This is a genomic window from Faecalibacterium sp. Marseille-Q4896 (assembly GCF_017377615.1).
GTDB lineage: Bacteria > Bacillota > Clostridia > Oscillospirales > Ruminococcaceae > Faecalibacterium > Faecalibacterium taiwanense.
Map to the genome: position 1 here is coordinate 47,056 of NZ_JAFREG010000006.1, position 19,525 is coordinate 66,580.

Annotated in this window: 17 protein-coding genes; 5 read left to right on the forward strand and 12 right to left on the reverse strand. The window is 60.1% G+C overall.

Annotated features, from left to right (window positions below):
- Positions 1–19: 19 nt before the first annotated feature.
- The 10 genes from J3348_RS10345 to rsmD form a co-directional block, all read right to left on the reverse strand.
- Entirely contained in the window at positions 20–1,561 is a 1,542-nt protein-coding gene (locus tag J3348_RS10345; protein WP_207698929.1) for an FtsQ-type POTRA domain-containing protein, read from the reverse strand.
- 33 nt (positions 1,562–1,594) lie between these two features.
- Positions 1,595–2,719 (reverse strand): undecaprenyldiphospho-muramoylpentapeptide beta-N-acetylglucosaminyltransferase, encoded by a 1,125-nt coding sequence (gene murG, locus J3348_RS10350; RefSeq protein ID WP_097774340.1) that lies wholly within the window; start codon positions 2,717–2,719, stop codon positions 1,595–1,597.
- Between the two features lie 80 nt (positions 2,720–2,799).
- Positions 2,800–4,128 carry an FtsW/RodA/SpoVE family cell cycle protein gene (locus J3348_RS10355; protein WP_207698930.1) on the reverse strand — a complete coding sequence of 443 codons (1,329 nt, stop codon included), beginning with the start codon at positions 4,126–4,128 and terminating at the stop codon, positions 2,800–2,802.
- A 32-nt stretch (positions 4,129–4,160) separates the two neighbouring features.
- Positions 4,161–5,171, reverse strand: coding sequence for a glycosyl transferase family 4 (locus J3348_RS10360; protein ID WP_154260698.1), 1,011 nt, complete (start codon positions 5,169–5,171; stop codon positions 4,161–4,163).
- Between the two features lie 29 nt (positions 5,172–5,200).
- Positions 5,201–6,583, reverse strand: coding sequence for a UDP-N-acetylmuramoyl-tripeptide--D-alanyl-D-alanine ligase (murF, locus tag J3348_RS10365; protein ID WP_118528655.1), 1,383 nt, complete (start codon positions 6,581–6,583; stop codon positions 5,201–5,203).
- 47 nt (positions 6,584–6,630) lie between these two features.
- Complete coding sequence (locus J3348_RS10370) at positions 6,631–9,114, reverse strand: penicillin-binding protein 2 (protein ID WP_207698931.1); 2,484 nt, start codon at positions 9,112–9,114, stop codon at positions 6,631–6,633.
- Between the two features lie 127 nt (positions 9,115–9,241).
- Positions 9,242–9,721: a hypothetical protein gene (locus J3348_RS10375; RefSeq protein ID WP_005944079.1), complete on the reverse strand. Its 480-nt coding sequence runs from the start codon at positions 9,719–9,721 to the stop codon at positions 9,242–9,244.
- A 36-nt stretch (positions 9,722–9,757) separates the two neighbouring features.
- Entirely contained in the window at positions 9,758–10,723 is a 966-nt protein-coding gene (gene rsmH / locus J3348_RS10380; RefSeq protein ID WP_005944076.1) for a 16S rRNA (cytosine(1402)-N(4))-methyltransferase RsmH, read from the reverse strand.
- A 239-nt stretch (positions 10,724–10,962) separates the two neighbouring features.
- Positions 10,963–11,424 carry a hypothetical protein gene (locus tag J3348_RS10385; RefSeq protein WP_005944071.1) on the reverse strand — a complete coding sequence of 154 codons (462 nt, stop codon included), beginning with the start codon at positions 11,422–11,424 and terminating at the stop codon, positions 10,963–10,965.
- Positions 11,421–12,008: a 16S rRNA (guanine(966)-N(2))-methyltransferase RsmD gene (gene rsmD / locus J3348_RS10390; protein ID WP_044953972.1), complete on the reverse strand. Its 588-nt coding sequence runs from the start codon at positions 12,006–12,008 to the stop codon at positions 11,421–11,423. The genes J3348_RS10385 and rsmD overlap by 4 nt, the downstream gene beginning before the upstream one ends.
- A 188-nt stretch (positions 12,009–12,196) precedes the next feature.
- Here rsmD and J3348_RS10395 point away from each other — a divergent pair, with 188 nt between their 5' ends.
- The 5 genes from J3348_RS10395 (at position 12,197) to J3348_RS10415 (ending at position 17,615) form a co-directional block, all read left to right on the forward strand.
- Positions 12,197–12,817: a flavodoxin family protein gene (locus tag J3348_RS10395; protein ID WP_005944067.1), complete on the forward strand. Its 621-nt coding sequence runs from the start codon at positions 12,197–12,199 to the stop codon at positions 12,815–12,817.
- Positions 12,818–13,014: 197 nt separating this feature from the next.
- Positions 13,015–15,402: a glycoside hydrolase family 2 TIM barrel-domain containing protein gene (locus J3348_RS10400; RefSeq protein WP_154255514.1), complete on the forward strand. Its 2,388-nt coding sequence runs from the start codon at positions 13,015–13,017 to the stop codon at positions 15,400–15,402.
- Between the two features lie 126 nt (positions 15,403–15,528).
- Entirely contained in the window at positions 15,529–15,924 is a 396-nt protein-coding gene (locus J3348_RS10405) for a hypothetical protein (RefSeq protein WP_005944061.1), read from the forward strand.
- Positions 15,925–15,930: 6 nt separating this feature from the next.
- Positions 15,931–16,770 (forward strand): DUF5685 family protein, encoded by an 840-nt coding sequence (locus tag J3348_RS10410; protein WP_097777430.1) that lies wholly within the window; start codon positions 15,931–15,933, stop codon positions 16,768–16,770.
- 98 nt (positions 16,771–16,868) lie between these two features.
- Positions 16,869–17,615 carry a J domain-containing protein gene (locus J3348_RS10415; RefSeq protein WP_154255515.1) on the forward strand — a complete coding sequence of 249 codons (747 nt, stop codon included), beginning with the start codon at positions 16,869–16,871 and terminating at the stop codon, positions 17,613–17,615.
- Positions 17,616–17,687: 72 nt separating this feature from the next.
- On the opposite strand, the gene J3348_RS10420 is transcribed toward J3348_RS10415, so the two are convergent.
- Together J3348_RS10420 and J3348_RS10425 are read right to left on the reverse strand one after the other, a co-directional pair.
- Entirely contained in the window at positions 17,688–18,617 is a 930-nt protein-coding gene (locus J3348_RS10420; protein WP_207698932.1) for a hypothetical protein, read from the reverse strand.
- Positions 18,618–18,827: 210 nt separating this feature from the next.
- Positions 18,828–19,502 carry a GntR family transcriptional regulator gene (locus J3348_RS10425; protein WP_207698933.1) on the reverse strand — a complete coding sequence of 225 codons (675 nt, stop codon included), beginning with the start codon at positions 19,500–19,502 and terminating at the stop codon, positions 18,828–18,830.
- Positions 19,503–19,525 lie beyond the last annotated feature (23 nt).

Consider the following 19,525-nt stretch of genomic DNA (forward strand, 5'->3'; position numbering starts at 1 on the left):
CGCTCCTCAAAACATTTTGTCACATGGGGTTTTCTTCGTTATTTGCGGTCATGCGGGCGGGCTCGGTCAGCGGTGTTTCTTTCGCAGCTGCCGCCGTATCGTCCGCAGGCTGGGCCGCAGCGGCATCCTCTGCACCGTCTGCCGCAGTATCCTCGGCAGCAGAGGTGTCAGGCTCTTCCGGCACGGTCTTTTCCGGCACAACATAACCGGAGGGCAGGGTCGGCTGGCCCTGTGCAAAGTAAATTTTACGGGTGCTGCCCGCGCTGACATGGCTGAAATCCAGTCTGCCGGTGTCGGTAGGGGCACAACCCTTGCCGTCGGCATTGGTCAGCACATAGCGTGCGCGGTCCAGCTTATAATCCAGATCGTTCCGTGTACCCAGAAGCACACTGACACGATCCTGATACAAAAATGCCATCTGGTCGGTGTCCGCAAATTCCATGCGGGTCACATCGTCCAGCATCCCATACTCTTCCAGCTTTGCCTGCAGCTCATTCAGCGCATCCAGACGGTCGTCCGTCTGCACCGCTGCCGAAGCTGCTGCCGAACCGGATGCATCCGATGCCGCCGGGTCTGCCTGCGCTGCAAAGGTCAGCTGGTCGCCGGGTGTCACCGACACCGGCTCGCCGCCGTATAGGGTCTTGAGTTCTTCCGGCTGGGCAGACTCGCAGGCCAGGATCTTGAACTGATCCGAGAGGGTCAGCCAGCCGCTCTTCGTCTGCATGGCATAGGTAGGCACCGCCTCGGTCACCTGCACCACCACCGTGTTGGGGTAATCCCGAACCACCCTGATGGATTCCAGCAGCGGGAACTGCTTTTCCAGTTCCGCTTCCTTGGCGGCGGGGTCAAAGCTGAAAATGTTCTCTTCGGTCTGCACACCCAGTGCCTGCAGGATCTGGCTGCTGGAATAGCCGCCCACCTCCTGCACCACGGTGCCGTCCGCCGTCTGCACCTGAATGGTACCGATCTTAAACAGCATGGTCATGGTCAGGTAAACACCGGCGGCGATCACGGCCAGCAGGGTCACAAAGGCCATCAGCCGCCGCAGCATCCGCCGCCGCTTCAGTGCAGCGCGGGTCAGGCGGCGCTTCTTGCGTTTTTCCCGCTGTACCGGGTCGCGTGGCTGCTGTTGTGCCGGGCGCAGACGCTGGTTTTTGTAGCGCTGCTGCGCTGCCTGAGCCGCTGTCTTGCGCGGCTTCTGCCCCTGTGAACGGCGCTGCTGCGGCTTGCGGGCCGTGCCGGATGCACGCTGTTCCGGCTGGGCCGTGCGGCTTCGCTGCGCGGTACGGTTCCGGTTCTGGCCGCTGGTGCGCCGGGTGCCGCTCTGTTCGGTGCGGCGCGGCTGCGAAGGGAACTCGATGCTGTTATCGGTACGGGTGCGGCGCACCGTACCATTGGCGGTGCGGTCCGGCGCAAAGCTCAGCGGTTCCCCGTTGAAGCCATAGCGCCCGTCCGCACTGCCGGAAGATCCTTTTTGTTGTGAAGGCGGCGGAGTATGCTGCAGGTCTTTCCGCAGGTCGTAGATATTGCCGTTGTTTCTGTTATTGCGGTATTGCTGCATGGCGCACACCTCCTTTCCGGTTTAGGTTTTGTTTTACTTCTGCACCAGTTTCATCAGAGCGTCTGCAATACGGTCAAGGCTGTCATCCACCGACAGGCTGCGGGCATTTTTGCCCATCTCAGCCAGCTTGCCGGGCTGTGCCAGCATGTCGGACACCGTGCTCACCAGCTTTTCGCCGGTCAGGTCTTTTTCCTCGATCACCACAGCGGCATCGGCCTTCTGCAGTTCCATGGCATTGAAGTACTGGTGGTTCTCAGCCACATTGGGGCTGGGGATGAGCACGGCTGCACGGCCAACAGCTTCCAGCTCGGCCAGCGTCAGCGCACCGGCGCGGCTGATGACAAGGTCTGCCGCAGCCAGCAGTTCCGGCATATTGTTGATGTATTCCTTCACCACAAGGCCGTCGCCCTCCGCGAAGTTCTTTTCCTTTTCCAGATCCTTGAACAGCTGCACACCGTACTGGCCGGTAGCGTGGAGATGCAGCACCGGCTTCTTCTCGTGCTGTTCCCATGCACACAGGTCGGCCACCACCTCGTTGACGCGGCGTGCGCCAAGGCTGCCGCCGAAGGAAAGGATCACCGTGCGGTCGCCCGCGCCCAGCTCAGCGCGGATGGCATCGCGGTCCTTTGCCTTGGTGAACACCTCCGGGCGCACCGGATTGCCCACCACGATGGTCTTATCAGGTGCGCCCAGCTTTTCCACTGCAGCAGGCACGGCGGCAAACACGAGATCCACATCCGGTGCCAGCAGCTTGTTGGTCACGCCGGGGAAGGCGTTCTGCTCATGAATGGCGGTGTGGATGCCCATTTTGGCGGCACAGCGCACCACCGGGCCGGACACATAGCCGCCGCAGCCGATCACAAGATCGGGTTTGACCTCCTTCATAATGGCCTTTGCCTTGGGGCCAGAGAGGGCCAGATTCCACAGCGTAACGATGTTGCGCTTGATGTTGTTCAGCGACAGCCTGCGCTGGAAACCGGTGATCTCGATATGGTGGAAGGGATAGCCCGCCTGTCCTACCAGACGGTACTCCATGCCCTCCTTGCGGCCGGCAAAGTGGATCTCGGCAGAAGGGTCTGCCTTTTTGATAGCACCTGCAATGGCAAGTGCCGGGTTGATATGGCCGGCAGTGCCGCCGGCAGCGATCAGAACTCGCATGACGATTCCTCCTCTATTATTAGTGCATCTGGGCAGGCTATCGGGGAGTTCCCCACTGGCCTGCGCCCTCAAAACAGTCGTTACAGTTCATTGCGCGCACGGCGGGCATCGTCCAGATTGATGGTACGGTCCTTCAGCTCCGCATCACGCTGAGCCTTTGCAGCCTGCCGCTGTGCGTGGGCCGCTGCCCTCTGCTGCGCCGCCCGCTCTCCGTTGCGCCCAATGTTCACCATCACGCCCATTTCTGCCAGCAGCAAGATCAGACTGGTGCCGCCGGACGAGAAAAACGGAAGGCTGATGCCGGTATTCGGGATGGTGTTGGTGACCACGGCGATGTTGCAGAACACCTGCCAGGCGATCTGCGCCATAATGCCAATCCCCACCATGGTGCAGAACTGGTTCTCGGCCTTATAGGCGATCATCAGGCCCTGCGCTATGAGCAGTATGAACAGCACGATGATGAGCACCGCACCGATGAAGCCCAACTCTTCGCACACCACACTGAAGATGAAGTCGTTGGTGCTTTCCGGCAGCCAGAGCTGCTTTTCTACGCTGTTGCCAAGGCCAAGGCCCTTCAGTCCGCCGGAGCCGATGGCGTACAAGCTCTGCTTGGTCTGGTCGTTCAGCGCTTCCAGATCATCGGACCATGTGTTCAGGCGGTCCTGCAGATAGCCAATGGATTCCACCAGCGTCAGGGCCGGTTTCAGCAGCAGAGCCGCCGCTGCGGCCCCGCACCATGTCAATACACCGCCGCAGCCGGTCAGCATGAGGATGGTGCCCACGATGGCGGTGGTCAGCAGGATGCCGGACATGTGCGGCTCTAAAAACAGCAGCACCACCACCGGCACCAGCGGCAGCACCGGCACGATCAGCTGCCTTACGATGCGGATGAACAGCCAATCCTTTGGCTTGATCTTTTCTCTCAGCGACGGGCTGAACCGGCCGATCTGCGGCGCACTTGCCGCCAGATGGGACGAGAGCAGGATCATCTCAAACTTTGCCACCTCAGAGGTCTGCAGAGTCAGGCCGCCCAGACGGATCCAGCGGCGGCAGCCGTTCAGCGGTGCAAAGGTCAGCGTGACGGCCAGCATGGCCAGTACCACCCAGTACAGCGGCTTGCTCGCCCAGCGCAGGAAGCGGTGATCCACATAGCTCATGACTACCATACAGCCAATGCCAATGGCCATGCAGATAGCCTGCTGCTTGATGTAGTGCAGGCTGTCGCCCATGCGCAGGTAGCCGGTGGTGTAGCTTGCGCTGTACAGCATTACAAGGCCGAACACCATGATAATGGCCAGCGTTGCCAGCCAGTTGAGCAGCAGCCGGTTCCACGGTCCCGGGTCCCGCTGCAGCGGCGGCACCCATGCGCTTTCTTTTTGGTTTTTATGTTGTCTGCGGGTGGCTGCCATTGCCACGCCCCCTTATTTTCAGAATCAGGCGCTCAGGCCCAGCGTGCCAGACGCACGGCCAGCGCCAGCCCGCACACGCTCAGTGCGCACAGGCTGTAAAAAATATTCACTGCACTCATGCCGCGCTTTTCCAGCCAGCGGTGCAGCGGTGCCGCCGCAAACAGCGGCCTGCCCTTCCAGCGGCAGAACAGGACCTGCAGCAACACCATGCCGCCCTCCACCCAGAAGGGCAGTGCCAGCGGGATGCTCAGCTCTGCGTAGCCAATGCACAGCGGAATGCAGCCAATGGCTCCCGCTGCATACAAGCAGCCGCACCGGCCGGGGTGCAGCTTCGCCGGTGGAAAATCCCACAGCAGAAAGGCCATCAGTGCACCGGCCAGTGCCGCCGGGAATACTGCCAGCGGGAACCAGCCCAGCTGCGTTTCCAGCATCATCAGGCCCAGCATAGCTACAAAGGCCGCGCCGCACACCGTGCCGTCGGCACCGTCGGCCACGCGGGCCGCCTCGGCCATCGCCACCAGCAGCACAGCCCACAGCAGCGGTGCCAGCGCACATTCCACATAGCCTGCTCCCGGCAGGATCAGCCCTGTGGGCAAGCACCCGTTCAGTGCCAGCAGGCCCAGCACCAGCGCTGCAGCGATGCATTCCAGTGCAAGGCGCTGTGTGCGGCGCAGGCCAAGGCCCAAACCGTCCGGGTAGCGGCTGCGGATGCGGGCCAGATCATCGGCCAGCCCCACTGCGCCAAAGGCCAGCGACCCCAGCAGTGCAATGAGCAGGCGGGAGGTCATCTGCCGGTCGCTGCCAAGCAGGGAAGGCTGTGCAGCACATGCGGCCAGCCAGCCCACGCCCACAGCGGCAAGGGTGCCCACCATCAGGCACAGCCCGCCCATGGTAGGCACCGGGCTGTCCGGGGCATCGCTGTCCGGCTGTGTGCCGCGTGCCGCACGCTGCAGCTCCCGCAGAAGCGGCACCATCATATTGCCGAGCGCCGCAGTCAGCACAAAACCCAGCACCGACGCGACGACCAAGGCGAAACGAATCATTTTTCAATCTCCAAATTCATGCCAAAGGGTTATTCTTCGGCATCTTTCTGCTCTGCGTAGAAAATTTCCAGCACTTTTTCCAGCGCCATGCCGCGGCTTGCCTTCACCAGCAGGGCATCGCCCGGCTCTATCCGGTTCAGCAGAGCATCCGCTGCCTCGCGGTAGTTGTTGGCATGGAGGGTCTTGACCCCCTTGGCTGCAGCCACCACAGCCGTGCGCTTTGCGTTTTCGCCGTAGGTCACAAGGCAGTACAGATCACTCTCCGCAGCCAGACGGCCCAGCTCCTCGTGAGCTTCGCGGGACAGCTCGCCCAGCTCCAGCATATCGCCCAGCAGGGCAAAGCGGCGCTTGCAGGGGAATTCCTTGAACATGGCAAGCGCGGCCTTCATGCTGTCGGGGTTTGCATTGTAGCAATCCTCAATGACGGTAACGCCCTTGCTGTGCACCACCTTCTGGCGACGGCCGGTCTGCTCAAAATTGGAAAGCCCCTTGATGACACCGCGCGGGTCGCAGCCCAAGCGGGTGGCGGCGCAGTAGGCAGCCAGAGCGTTTGCCACATTGTGCTTGCCCATGGCCGGGATCTTGACCACAAAGGTGCCCTCTTCCTGATCTTCCAGCACAAAGCTCATGCCGTCCTCTTCCTGCCGGATGGACAGTGCACACACATCAGCGTTCTCATCTGCCAGACTGAACCATACCGGCTTCACGTGGGCGGGCAGCTTTGCGGCGCGCAGGAACTTATCATCATAGTTCAGCACCAGCGGTGCACCCTCCGGCAGGCCGTTGCAGATCTCCAGCTTTGCCTTGCAGATGTTCTCCTGACTCCCCAGATTGCCGATGTGGGACACACCGATGCAGGTAATGATGCCCACATCCGGGCGTGCGGCCCGGGCCAGACGGTCGATCTCGCCCGCATGGCTCATGCCCATCTCGATCACGGCATACTCAGTGCTGCTTTCCAGCCGCATCAGGGTGCGGGGCATGCCCAGTTCATTGTTCTGGTTGCCCTCGGTCTTGATGGTCTCGCCAAAGCCTGCAAGGGCGGCGTAGGTCATCTGCTTGGTGGTGGTCTTGCCCACGCTGCCGGTCACACCCACCATCTTGGGGTGATACTGGCTGCGGTAGTTCGCACCCATCACCATCATGGCGTGGTAGCTGTCCGGGCAGAGGATGGCCTTTTCCGCAGGCACGCCCTCCACCGGGTGGTTCACCACCACATAAACAGCACCGTTCTCCAGTGCTTTGGCCGCAAAATCGTGGCCGTCAAATTTTTCACCCGGGAACGCTACAAAAATGCAGCCGGGCCGCACCTCGCGGCTGTCGGTGGTCACCAGTTCCACCTGCACCTCTTCCCGGATGAAGTCTGCGGGCACCAGCCCTGCCAGAAGCTTGCTTGCAGAAATTTTTTCCATTGTTCATGTCCCCTCTCTGTTTATTCAGGATCACAGGATACTCTCTCTTATCCACAGGTAATGGTCACGACGGTGCCGCGCTGCACACTGGAACCGGGGTCTGCACTCTGGGCCTGCACGGTGCCGTTCGCATTGCCCTCCACCACACAGTTCAATCCGGCGGCAGACAGCATCTGGCGGGCAAAGTCCGCGCTCTTGCCGGTCACATCCGGCACATCGGTATGGCTGCCCTCATAGGTATCGGTATACAGGTACACGGTGGTGCCGTAGGCCACCTTTGCACCCGCGTGCGGATACTGGTAGGTGACAGCTGCTGCCGCCTGACTGGTGGTGCTTTCGGCCAGCTGATGCCTGAGGCCCTTGATGTTCAGCTGCACCTGCGCACTGCTCCACTCGGTGCCCACCAGATTCGGCACAGTGACCACAGTCTGGCTGCGATCCTCGCCGTCGGCGGCAATGCCAAGGTAGGGTGCGATCTCGCTGATGATGTTGCCCACAACGGGCGCTGCCAGCAGGGACGAGTAGTCCGTTCTGGCGTTGTTGGGGTCATCCAGCATCACATAGACGATGATCTCCGGGTCGTCGGCAGGCAGGACAGCGGCAAAGGATGCCACCTTCTTGTAGTCGCCGTCGGCACGGCGGTCCATGTTCAACTGTTCGGAAGTGCCGGACTTGCCGCCGATACGGTAGCCGGACACATAGGCATACTTGCCGCCGCCGGTGCCGTTGCCCACCTCATATTCCATGATCTGGCGGATCACATTGCTGGTACTCTCGCTGATGACCTGACGGCGCACATTGGCACCGATCTCCTCGATCACGTTGCCATTTGCATCGGTGATCTTATCCACCACATGGGGCGTGACCAGATAGCCGCCGTTGACGGCTGCGGCCACAGCGGTGCACATCTGCAGCGGGGTGATGGCCATTGCCTGACCAAAGGCCGAGGAAGCCAGCTGCACTTCGCCCAGCTGGTTGGCCTTATAATACTGCATGAAGCCCGTCTCACTGGGCAGGTCCACGCCGGTGCGGCTGGTAAAGCCAAAGGCATCGAAGTAGTTATAGAAGGTCTGGGAGCCAACGCGCTGACCCAGCTGGATATAGTAGATATTGCAGCTCTGGCGCAGAGCTTCGGCCAGTGTGATGGTGCCGTGGGCTTTGTGGCCTGCGCAGTGGTAGGTCTCCTTTGCCACGCCGTAAGCACCGGCGCAGGTAAAGGTGGTGTTGATGTTTGCAAGGCCGGAGTCCACGCCCATGGCCGAGGTGATCACCTTGAACACACTGCCGGGGTAGTACAACTCGGTGATGGCCTTGTTTTTCCACTGGATATCGCGGAAGTAGCCGGAGTAATCGCCCTCCTCGTCCAGAATGCGGTTGCCGTTTGCATCCTTCAGCTCGTTGCCGTTCTCATCCTTTTTGTAGATGCCGTACAGCTCCGGCTCAGCGCGCACCAGCTCGTTGAGGTAATCCAGATTTGCGCTGTAGTCCAGCGGGTCGTTGGGGTCAAAATCCGGCTTGGAAGCCATGGCAAGGATGGCACCGGTCTTGACGTTCATCACGATGGCGCAGCCGCGGTTCTCCACCGTGTTGGCTGCAATGGCTTCGTTCAGATACCGTTCCACGATCTCCTGCACATTCACATCCAGCGAAAGCACCAGATTGGAGCCATCCTTGGCTGCAAAGGTGGTGGCATTCTCGTCCGCAATGGCGTTGCCGTAGGCATTGCGCTGGGTAATGGTGCGGCCATCCACACCGGCCAGCGTGGACTGATAGGATTTTTCCAGACCGTAAGTACCAATGCCGTCCGCATCGGTAAAGCCCAGCACTGCCGCTGCAAACGCTCCGTAGGGGTAATTGCGCTGGAAGCTCTTCTCGCTGCCGACCGAGATGTTGCCCTTGCGGGAGGTCTCAGTGGCACGCTTGTGTGCCTTGTTGAACTGGGAAACGTAGGATTCGATGGACAGCTTGACAGCGTTGTTCACCTTGGTGGCCAGCACCTGATACTTGGTGTCCGTCTTGGAAAGTGCATCGTAAACCTTCTGGTACTGGGTCTGGTACGCTTCCGAGGAAGTGTCCACCGCGTCCAGACTTTCGCCGTCGCCGGAAAGCAGGCGCAGGGTCAGTTCCCGGCTGACCTCGGCGCACATGGCCGTGTCCAGCGTGCGCGCCGCCTCCTCATCCTTGCCGGTGGTGGTATATAAGATTTTGCTGTTGTCCGGGTCGGCCCAGATGGTCCACACCACGCTGGTGGAGGCCAGCGTGATGCCGGAGGTATCGTAGATCTCGCCGCGGGTGGCCTTGATGGTGGTATCCAGCAGCTGCTGCTTTGCGGCCAGCTGGCGGTAGGTATCACCGTTTTTGATCTGGATATCATACAGGCTGTAGGTCACACGGGCCGCAGCAAGGCCCATGACCACAAGGGCCAGACCGCCGCAGATCAGACTGGTTCTGGGGTTCATGCGGGCACCGGTGCTGGTTTCCGGCCAGGGGCCTTTTATTTTTTTGATGAATTTTCGGAAGAATTTCCACATGGTATGCTCCTGCGGCAGCGGGCATTTGCTGCCTTCTGCCGCGCTTTTGTCAAATTTGGAACTGCCCTGCAAACAGGGTGTATAAACCGAAAAAGCGTGCGCTGCCGCACGCTTTCCCATATTTGGTTCACTTTACAGTGCCAAGAATGTTCACGGCACCGTTGTAGATAAAGTCGGTCCACTGCCGCACAGCGGACTGGGTGCGCTCCAGCGTGTCGCTCTCGCCCAAACGGATGTAGGTGATCTGGCTCTGATCAATTTTCATCAGGCCCAGCCTGCCGGCCGTCTCTTCCACGCTGGTAATGTTGGTCTTGCTGTTCAGGGTGCTGTTATAGTAAGTATACTGGCTCTGCTCACTGACCAGCTGAGCCTTTGCGTCCTGAATCTGGTCGTTCAGCTCCACCAGCTTGGACTCGCTCCACAGCAGGCTGATGGCAAACCCCACCAGCAGTGCTGCTGCTACCAGGTGCATGGCGTTGTGCACCGCTGCCTGCAGCGGCGAAAGCCGACGCTTGCCGCCCTTTGCTACCCGCAGATCTGCCTTGCGCTGTGTCTGCGGGGCTTTTCTGCGGCGTACCGCGTTATAATCATATGCTGCCTGACCCATGGTTTGCTCTCCTCCTCACACAACGGCTTCTGCCGTTCAGCATTTTTCCAAAACTCTCAGGTGGGCGGACCGGCTGCGCCGGTTCTCTTCCAATTCCTGACTGTTTGCTTCAATGGGTTTGCGGGTGATCAGCTTCGCTTTGGCTTTGCCGCCGCATACGCACACCGGAAACTCCGGCGGGCAGGTGCACGCGGTGGACCAGCGGCGAAATTTGTTCTTCACCAGCCGGTCCTCCAGCGAGTGGAAGGTGATCACGCACAGCCGGCCGCCCGGCGCAAGATGATCAAAAATGGTATCCAAGCCTTCTTCCAGCGCATCCAGTTCATGGTTCACTGCAATGCGCAGCGCCTGAAAGGTGCGGCGGGAAGGGTTCTTGTTTTTGCGGCGTTCCGCCGGGGGCATGGCGCTGGCCACGATATCTGCCAGCTGCAGGGTCGTTTCGATGGGAGAATTCTCCCTTGCCTCCACGATCCTGCCCGCGATCTGCCATGCGAAAGGTTCTTCGCCGTAATCCCGCAGAATGCGTGCCAGCTCTTCGCGGCTCTCGGTGTTCACAAGGTCCGCTGCCGTTTCGCCCTGCTGGCTCATCCGCATGTCCAGCGGTGCATCCGCACGGTAGGAAAAGCCGCGGGCCGCATCGTCCAGCTGATGGCTGGAAACGCCCAGATCCAGCAGCGCGCCGTTGACCTTGTCGATGCCAAGGCTCTCCAGAGCTTGTCCGGCATAGCGGAAGTTGATCTGCACCACCGTGGCAGGCAGGCCCGCAAGGCGGGCACGCGCGGTCTGCACCGCGTCCGGGTCCTGATCCAGCGAGATCAGCCTGCCGCCCTTTTCTGCATCCAGCCGCAAGGCGATCTGGCGGGAATGTCCCGCGCCGCCTGCAGTGCCGTCAAGGTAGGTGCCGGCCGGATCAATGGAAAGACCCTCCAGACACTCGTTCAGCAGAACGGGGATATGCTCAAACGAGGCCGGGTCAAAGGCTGCTTGTGTTTCAAGTTCCATCGCTGCGGCCTCCTTTCTCAGTTCATAAGCTTTCCGTGTTCCGGGCACTGTGCACACAGCGCACACTTTTACCCGATAACACAGTTTTATTTTAACAAATCAGGCCCCTGATTGCAAGGGTTTGTGCTCCCGTTTTTGCCGCAAAATGCAACAAAAAAAGTCCCTGTCGGCCGTCATTTCTGCCTGCAGGAACTTTGGTTTTTGCCGTATGTGTAATTTGTGTGTGAAAAAGGCTGTCTTCAGCCGTTTTTCTTGGCGTTCTGGCGCAGATTTGCGCGCACATTCTTTACCTGTGCCGCATTTTCCACCATTGTTTCCTCGGTGTTCTTGAGCATGTTGTCGCAATAGTCGGTCACGGTCTGGCGCAGGGTGCGGGCCTCGTTCTGGGCTGCAGTGGTGATTTCCCCGGCGCGCTGCTGTGCAGCCTTCACGATCTCGGCTTCACTCACCAGAATGCGCGCCCGCTCCTCAGCCTTTTTCACAATGGCCTGCGCCTGTGCGTTGGCCGTCTCCACAATCTGAGCGCGGTCGTTCACGATCTGCTGGGCCTGCCGCAGCTCGCCGGGCAGGTTTGCGCGGATCTCGTCCAGATAATCCCGGATCTGCTCCACATCCACGATCTTTTTGCCGCCGGAAAGGGGCACATTGGCACCTTCCTCCAGAGCATCCTCAATGGTATCCAAAAGTTCGTTCACGTTCATAGTGCTTCTCCCTTCGGTTCGTTCTCGGCAGGGTCTGTGTTCTGCATGGGCTTTGTGTATTTCCACAGCAGCACCCTGCCGTACTTGTACTGTTTTTTCAGGGTCAGGCCGCCTGCCTCGGCCGGCAGCACGATGCCGGTCTCGCTCTCGCACAGCACGATGCCGCCGGGCGCGGTGCATTTATCCACCGCAGGCAGGATCTTTTCCAGTGTACCATTGCGGAAGGGCGGGTCCAGCAGTACGATGTCGAACTGCTCGCGGCAGGCGGAAAGATACCGCGCAGCCTCACCGATATTGACGCGGCTGCGGTCGAACACGCCGCAGGCCTTGCAGTTGCGCATGATGATGTTCACCGCCTCGCGGTTCTCGTCCAGAAACACGCAGCGCGCCGCGCCGCGGCTCAGTGCTTCAATGCCAAGCTGGCCGCTGCCCGCATACAGGTCCAGCACCCGTGCGCCGGGCAGGTCGAACTGGACGATGCTGAACATCGCCTCCTTTACCTGCGAAAGGGTGGGCCGGGTCACGTCGGTCCCCGGCAGGGCCTCCAGACTGCGGCCCCGGGCTTCTCCTGCGATCACGCGCATGTTCTCTTTCCTCCTCCTTGCAGCCGAAAGATATGGCTGCAAACACGTTTTTTGTATCACTTTATTATCACCCAACTGCATATTCTTGTCAAGGGCCGCGCGTTGCGCCGTCTGGCGGTTTGTGCTACAATAAAATCGGCAGCGCCGGGCTTTTGCGGCGCATTCTGGCATAAAAGGAGAGTATTCCCATGAAAGTTCTGCTCATCAACGGCAGCCCGCACGAAAAAGGCTGCACCTATACCGCCCTTTCGCTCATTGCAAAGGAACTGAACGATGCCGGTGTGGACACTGAGATCCTGCATGTCGGCGGCAAACCCGTGGGCGGCTGCATCGGCTGCGGCGGCTGTGCCGCAGGCAACGGCTGCGTGTTTGGCGGCGTGGTCAACGAGGCCATCGAGAAGGCCAAAACTGCCGATGGCTTCGTGTTCGGCAGCCCGGTGCACTATGCATCCGCATCCGGCAACATGACCAGCTTCATGGACCGCCTTGCCTACGCGGGCGGCAGATATCTGGCCTACAAGCCCGCCGCCATCTGCTGCTCGGCCCGCCGTGCAGGCACCACCACCACGCTGGACCAGCTGGTAAAGTACCCGCAGTTCTTCCACATGCCGCTGGTGAACGGCTCCTACTGGGCCATGGTGCACGGCTCCAATGCCGAGCAGGTGCTGCAGGATGCCGAGGGCTGCGCTGTAATGCAGGAGCTGGGCCGCAACATGGCATGGCTGTTGCACTGCATCGAAGCAGGCAGGGCCGCTGGCTTTGAACACCCGCAGAACCCCAAGCGCCCCATGACCAATTTTATCCGCTGATCGGAAAATCAATTTCTGATCCAAAGGCTCAGAACAGTCCGTAAGCTGCTCTGAGCCTCTTTTTCTTTGCAGTCCACGCCATTTCGTGCCAAAAACAGTAAAAAACCTTTTTCAAAGCGCCTTCCGCTTCTTTTTTCGTTCATAAGTTTGTGTTACTATAAGATGTAAAGTGATTTTAGCAGGATGGAGACCCTTGTATGGAACACTACGATTGGAACGAAGGCTGGCTGTTCACGCCCCGGTTCGACCCGGCACTGGTGCGGCCGGAGTGCGGACTGGAACTGGAACCGGTGCGCATCCCCCACACTGTGCGGGTGCTGCCCTACAATTACTGCAACGAAAATGAATACCAGTGCCTGTGCGGCTACCGGCGGGAGTTTTTTGCCCCCAGAGAGTGGGCAGGCCGCACTGTTCTGCTCACCTTTGGTGCCGTTGCCCATGACGCGACCGTGTTCTGCAATGGGCGGCGGCTGTTCCACCACGCCTGCGGCTACACCGCCTTCACGGTAGATCTGACCAGCGCTTTGCATCTGGGGCAGAAAAACGTGGTGGCTGTGCGCTGCGACAGCCGCGAGGATCTGAACATTCCGCCCTTTGGCGGGCAGATCGATCACCTGACCTACGGCGGCATCTACCGTGCCGTCAGTCTGGACATCAAGGAACCCGCCTATCTGCGGGATGTGTTCATCGAGGCAAAGGCCGAGGGCGATTTCCGCATCTATACCTCCACCGTGGGTGAGACGGTAGGCTGCACCCTGCAGGCCGAGATCCGCAGCCCTTCCGGCAGCCGCGCCGCCTACAGCGGCGAGCTTTCCCTGCCCATCACCGGCGTGCTGAACGGTGTGCACCCGTGGAGCATCGAGCATCCCACCCTGTACACCCTCACCGTACAGCTGATCCGCCCCGGCTCTGCCGGTCTGCCGGACCGTGTGCTGGACGAAAAGACCATCCGCTTCGGCTTCCGCACCGTGCAGTTCGTGGCAGGCGGGCTGTACCTGAACGGTCAGCGCGTGGAGCTGCGGGGCCTGAACCGCCACCAGAGCTACGCCTATCAGGGCTATGCCATGCCGGACAGCATCCAGCGGCTGGATGCTCAGATCCTGAAAAAAGACCTTGGCTGCAACGCAGTGCGCACCAGCCATTCCCCCCAGAGCCCGGCGTTTCTGGATGCCTGCGATGAGCTGGGCCTGTTGGTGTTCACCGAGATGCCCGGCTGGCGGTACATCGGCGACGAGAGCTGGAAGGCGCAGGCCTTGCAGAACTGCCGCGAAATGGTATGCCAGTGCCGCAACCACCCCAGCATCTTTTTGTGGGGTGCCCGTGTGAACGGCAGCGCCGACGACGAAGCGTTTTATAAGCGCACCAACGAGGCCATCCACCGGCTGGACCCCACCCGTCCCACGGCAGGCGCGCGGAACCACCGCAAGAGCCAGCTGCTGGAGGATGTTTACGCCTACAACGATTACTCTTACCGTGGGCGCGGTGCCGCCTGCGAAGCCCGCGCCGCGGTGACTTCCGACCCCCGCAAAGGCTACCTCATCAGCGAGTTCGGCGGGCAGCAGCTGCCCACCAAGCCCTTTGACGACGAGACCCACCGGCTGGTGCAGGCTCTGCGCTATGCCGCCGGGATCAACGATTCCATTGCACAGCAGGGTGTGGCCGGCAGCTTTGGCTGGTGCATGGCCGATTACAACACCCACCGGGAATTTGGCAGCGGCGACCGCATCTGCTACCACGGTGTGATGGATATGTTCCGCAACCCGAAGCTTTCGGCGGCGGTATATGCAAGCCAGAAAACGCCGCGTTCCCCCTCGGACATCGTGCTGGAAGTCTCTTCCGGCATGGCACTGGGCGACCTGCCCGGCGGCGTTCCCACAGCCTGCTGGGTGTTCACCAACGCCGAAAGCGTGCGGCTGTACCGCGGCAACGACTACATTGCCGAGTTCACGCCTGACCGGCACGGCCGTTTTGCCGCCATGACGCATCCGCCCATTGAGATCAACGATTTTGTGGGTTCTTTGTTGGAAAAGTACGAGGGCATGGACCCGGCCTCCGCCCAGATGACAGCCGCTATCCTGAACGAGATGCGCCGGGATGCCATGGAGCTTTCACCGCTTTCCAAGGCGCGGATGCTTTCGCTGCGGCTGAGCTGGAACGAGGTAGCCCGCATGTATTACAAATACATCGGCGTGCTGGGCACACCGTGCGCAGCCTACCGTTTTGAAGCCGTGTGGCATGGCCGCACCGTGCGCACCGTGGTGCGGGAACCGGTGCAGAGCGTCCGGCTGGAATGCACCGTGCACAACCCCATCCTCACCGACGGCCCCACCTGGGACTGCGCCGCCGTCAGCCTGCGCGCCATCGACCAGAACGGCAGCCTGCTGCCCTACTGCGGCGAAGCCGTTCAGCTGAGCGTGGACGGCCCGCTGAAGATCATTGGTCCCAGCGTGGTGCCGCTGCGCGGCGGCATGGCGGGCACCTACCTTGCCACTACCGGCGAAGCGGGCCGCGCCGTGCTGCACTGCCGCATGGAAGGTGCGCTGGATACCGATGCCGTGGTGACCATCCGCTGCCGGGAAGCTTAATTTCCGTCCCTTCATGATAGATTTGCACTCTGTTCAAAATTTCATCATGGTTGACTGGTATCCTAAGAACTGTAAAATAACGGCGGGCGCGCCCGCTTTGATTCCAAAACAAAGGATGCAGGAGTTATGAGAGAAAAATTCCGTCAGTTTATGATCGGCCGCTACGGTACCGATGGCCTAAACCAGTTTTTGAGCATCGCGTCCATCGTGCTGCTGCTGATCTCGCTGCTCACCCGCTTCAGCCTGTTCACATGGCTGGGTCTGGTGCTGCTGGTGCTGTGCTACTACCGCTCGCTCAGCCGCAACATTTCCAAGCGCACGGAGGAGAACTACCAGTACTATGCCCTGAAGGACCGCGTAGACCGTAAGTTCCGCGGTCTGAAGGATCAGTGGGCCAACCGCAAGCTCTACCACTACTACCGCTGCCCCAAGTGCCGCCAGAAGCTGCGTGTGCCCCGTGGCCGCGGCCGCATTCAGATCTCCTGCCCGCGCTGCGGCACCCAGTTCATCAAAAAGAGCTGAGCGGCCATGTTTGGTTATGTTGTGCCCAATCAGGCTGCGCTTTCGGACGAAGCACAAAAGCGCTACCGCACCGCCTACTGCGGGCTGTGCCGCCGCATCGACGCACTGCACGGCCTGCGGGGCCGCTTTACGCTGAGCTATGACCTCACCTTCCTGAACCTGCTGCTGTGCAGCCTGTACGAGGGCGAGACCGAAGCTTCTTCCGGCCACGACCGGTGCCCCATCCACCCCTTGGGCGGTGTGGAATGGCGGGCGGCCTCCCCCACCGATTACTGTGCAGATCTGAGCGTAGCCTTGCACTACTACAACGCCGAGGATAAGTGGAAGGACGACCGCAGCCTGCTGGGCCTTGGATATGAAAAGCTGCTTACCGGCTGTAAGCAGGCTGCCGAGAGCCGCTGGCCCCGTCAGTGCAGCGCCATCCGCACCTGTCTGGACAGGCTGGCAGAATATGAAGCTGCCGGGAGCGAAGATCTGGATGCCGTGTCCGGCTGCTTTGGCGAGCTGATGGCAGAGCTGTTCGACTACCGGCAGGATCACTGGTCACCGGAGCTGCGCAGCATCGGCTTCCATCTGGGCAAGTTCATCTACCTGCTGGATGCCTATGACGATCTGGAGCATGACCAGCGCAAGGGGGCCTACAATCCGCTGAAAGCACTCAGCCAGCAGCCCGGCTATGAGGAAGAGATGAAAGAGATCTTTGAGCTGCTGCTGGCGCAGTGTGCCCAGAGCTTTGAACGTCTGCCCTGCGTGGAGGACGCAGACCTGCTGCGCAACATCCTTTACTCCGGCGTATGGCTCAAATACAACTGCAAAACAGCCAAGCAGGCCCGCAGCCGTGGCTGAATGGCGGCTTTGTCTTGATTTTTCCACGGCAATACGGTAGACTATAAATATTGCGCGGCGCTGTGGCTGCGCGAAATGAGACGTGAGGAAGTATATCCATGAGAGACCCCTATGAGGTGCTGGGCGTTTCGCGCGGCGCAAGCGATGACGAGATCAAAAAAGCATACCGCGCCAAGTGCAAGCGCTGGCACCCGGACCTGAACCCCAACGATCCTACCGCCGAAGAGCACTTCAAGGAAGTGCAGGCGGCTTACGATGCCATTACCAAGGGCGAGACCGGCCCCCAGATGGGCGGAAATCCCTACGGCAGCTACCAACAACAGGGTTACGGCCAGCAGAACTACCAGCAGCAGGGTTATCAGAACGGTTACGGCGGTTTTGACGGATTCGATGGCTTTGACCCGTTCGGTTTCGGGTTTGGCTTTGGCGGCTACCAGCAGGGTTACGGCCAGCAGGGCGCAAGCTATTCCGGCTCCGACAGCCCGGAGATGCAGGCCGCCCGCAACTTTGTGGCCAATGGCCGCTATGCGGAGGCCCGCCGCGTGCTGGACGGCATGACCGGCCGCAATGCCCGGTGGTATTATCTTTCCTCCCTCGCAAATCAGGGCTTGGGCAACCGCATCGATGCGCTGCAGGATGCCCGCCGTGCCGTGCAGCTGGACCCGGGCAACACCGAGTACCAGATGCACCTGCGCCGGATGCAGAACCCCGGCCAGACCTACCGCACCACACAGGCCACCTACACCAGCCCCGGCGGCCTGATGCAGTGGTGCTGGAGCATGATCCTGCTGAACCTGCTTTGCAACTGCTGCTGCGGCGGCTGGGGCTTCCATTTCCGCATGTGATCCCGTTTTTCTCATAAGATACAGCAAGACCCCGCACCTTCTGGTGCGGGGTCTTGTTTTTGCTTTACGACATCACTTTACGGTGATGTTGCGGCTGATCTTGCTGCAGGAGTAATTGCCGCCGATCTCTGCCGTCTGCACATAGGTGCCCGGCTCTGTGGGCAGCTCGCTGGTGGCATCACTGCCCCAGCCGGACTTCTTGTAGCTGTAGCGGATCTTATCGGTGGGCACCACCTGACCATCCACTTCCAGCACAGCCGCTTCATTGAAGCTTTGCAGCTCTACGGCGGTCATGGGCTTTTCGGCCTGCTGTGCCCAGTACATGCGCACGCCGTTTGTCTTGGGCTTGATCTTGAACATGGCAAAGCCTGCGGTGTTCATATCGCTGCTTTCCAGCGCCAGTGCACCGGCCACATAGTTGCCGGCATCCACCGGCTGCTCGTCCAGATAAATGCGGCTGAACGCGCCCTCCGGCAGATACTTGCGGATCAGGTTCAGCGCAAGGCGCAGGCCGTTGGACACCTGATCGATGGTAGGCACATAGAAGTGCAGTACATCCATCACCGAGACGGCCTCATCGGCCACCCGCAGCAGCACGCTGACATCGTTGCCGTCGATCAGCTGCTTGAGGTAGCTGTACACATTGAACTCCTCTGCCTGATCCGGTGTCTTGGACATCTTCTTGGGCAGCGGGATCATCTTGAGCAGCGTGCGGATCTTATCCGACAGCACCAGCGTCACATAGCCATTCGCTTCGCCGCCAACGCCCACCACAACACCGATATACTGGGTATCGGCAGGGTTGGTCTGCACCTCCAGCTTGTAGTTGGAGCCATAAACAAGGTCGCCCGTGGCTTTGAGCCGGATGGAAACCATATCATTCTGCTGCTCCAGCGCTGCATTTTCCTGCGGCAGAGCTGCTGCGGCAAACACCGGCGTTGCTGCCGCGCTGAGCAGGAACACTGCTGCCAGTGCAAGAGCTATCAATCGTTTGGCCTTCATTGCTTAAGACCTCCTTATTCTATAAAGGGATCGCACAGCCGCGCCCCACGGCACACTGCGTCGGGAACCGGCATGATACCATGCCTGTTGCACCTCGATTTTACCGCAAAACGCTGTTTTGGTCAATAACGTGATTCAAGTAATTCAATTTTTTTATATTTTATGCAAAAAAGAGGAACCTGCCCTCTTCCAGTGGTTTCTCCCTCAAGTTCATTCATCAATAAAATATTCCGGGTGGACGCTGCGGGCCTGCGCCACCGACTGCTTATACCGGCTCAGGTGGCTTTCCAGCGCTTCGCTCACGTCGTCCGTGCTGCCGTGCAGCAGTGCTTCCAGAATTGCCGTGTGCGAGGAGCAGACCGACTTGTTTTCCTCGGTCAGCAGGCTGAACTTGCGGATGCGCTCCACATGCTGCAGGCTGGCCAGCATGTGGTCGTAGTGAGCTTCCATGCCGCACAACTCAAAGGATTTGCGGTGGAATGCATTATCCAGCTCCAGCATACGGGCAGTGCGGTCCGGCTGGCTCATATCCGCTTCCAGCACACGGTATGTCTCAATGTTGCTGCGGTATTCTTCCTCCTGCCGGGGTGTCACACGGCCGCGCAGCCGGTTCAGGATCTCTTTTTCCAGTGTATAGCGGGCAAACTGCTCCATCTCCATCAACTTCAGGTTGATGGGTGCCACATGGGTGCCGCTCTGCGGTTTGATGTCCACCATGCGGGCCAGATTGAGCATCAGCAAAGCCTCCCGCATGGGCGTGCGGCTGATGCCCAGCTCTTCGGCCAGCTCCCGGTCATTCAGCGGATCACCGGGCTTCAGCTCCATCGTGATGATCCGGCTGCGGATCGTCTGGTATGCCGTTTCGCGCGCACTCAGTAATGGCATGTGGTCTCTCTCCCTTCAACCTC

Coding starts and splice junctions, on each gene's coding strand:
- J3348_RS10375 (WP_005944079.1), bottom strand. CDS start 9,721: ATGGGTCAGGCAGCATATGATTATAACGCGGTACGCCGCAGAAAAGCC.
- J3348_RS10355 (WP_207698930.1), bottom strand. CDS start 4,128: ATGGCAGCCACCCGCAGACAACATAAAAACCAAAAAGAAAGCGCATGG.
- J3348_RS10425 (WP_207698933.1), bottom strand. CDS start 19,502: ATGCCATTACTGAGTGCGCGCGAAACGGCATACCAGACGATCCGCAGC.
- J3348_RS10370 (WP_207698931.1), bottom strand. CDS start 9,114: ATGTGGAAATTCTTCCGAAAATTCATCAAAAAAATAAAAGGCCCCTGG.
- J3348_RS10400 (WP_154255514.1), top strand. CDS start 13,015: ATGGAACACTACGATTGGAACGAAGGCTGGCTGTTCACGCCCCGGTTC.
- J3348_RS10360 (WP_154260698.1), bottom strand. CDS start 5,171: ATGATTCGTTTCGCCTTGGTCGTCGCGTCGGTGCTGGGTTTTGTGCTG.
- J3348_RS10415 (WP_154255515.1), top strand. CDS start 16,869: ATGAGAGACCCCTATGAGGTGCTGGGCGTTTCGCGCGGCGCAAGCGAT.
- murF (WP_118528655.1), bottom strand. CDS start 6,583: ATGGAAAAAATTTCTGCAAGCAAGCTTCTGGCAGGGCTGGTGCCCGCA.
- rsmD (WP_044953972.1), bottom strand. CDS start 12,008: ATGCGCGTGATCGCAGGAGAAGCCCGGGGCCGCAGTCTGGAGGCCCTG.
- J3348_RS10395 (WP_005944067.1), top strand. CDS start 12,197: ATGAAAGTTCTGCTCATCAACGGCAGCCCGCACGAAAAAGGCTGCACC.
- J3348_RS10420 (WP_207698932.1), bottom strand. CDS start 18,617: ATGAAGGCCAAACGATTGATAGCTCTTGCACTGGCAGCAGTGTTCCTG.
- J3348_RS10410 (WP_097777430.1), top strand. CDS start 15,931: ATGTTTGGTTATGTTGTGCCCAATCAGGCTGCGCTTTCGGACGAAGCA.
- J3348_RS10405 (WP_005944061.1), top strand. CDS start 15,529: ATGAGAGAAAAATTCCGTCAGTTTATGATCGGCCGCTACGGTACCGAT.
- murG (WP_097774340.1), bottom strand. CDS start 2,719: ATGCGAGTTCTGATCGCTGCCGGCGGCACTGCCGGCCATATCAACCCG.
- J3348_RS10385 (WP_005944071.1), bottom strand. CDS start 11,424: ATGAACGTGAACGAACTTTTGGATACCATTGAGGATGCTCTGGAGGAA.
- rsmH (WP_005944076.1), bottom strand. CDS start 10,723: ATGGAACTTGAAACACAAGCAGCCTTTGACCCGGCCTCGTTTGAGCAT.
- J3348_RS10345 (WP_207698929.1), bottom strand. CDS start 1,561: ATGCAGCAATACCGCAATAACAGAAACAACGGCAATATCTACGACCTG.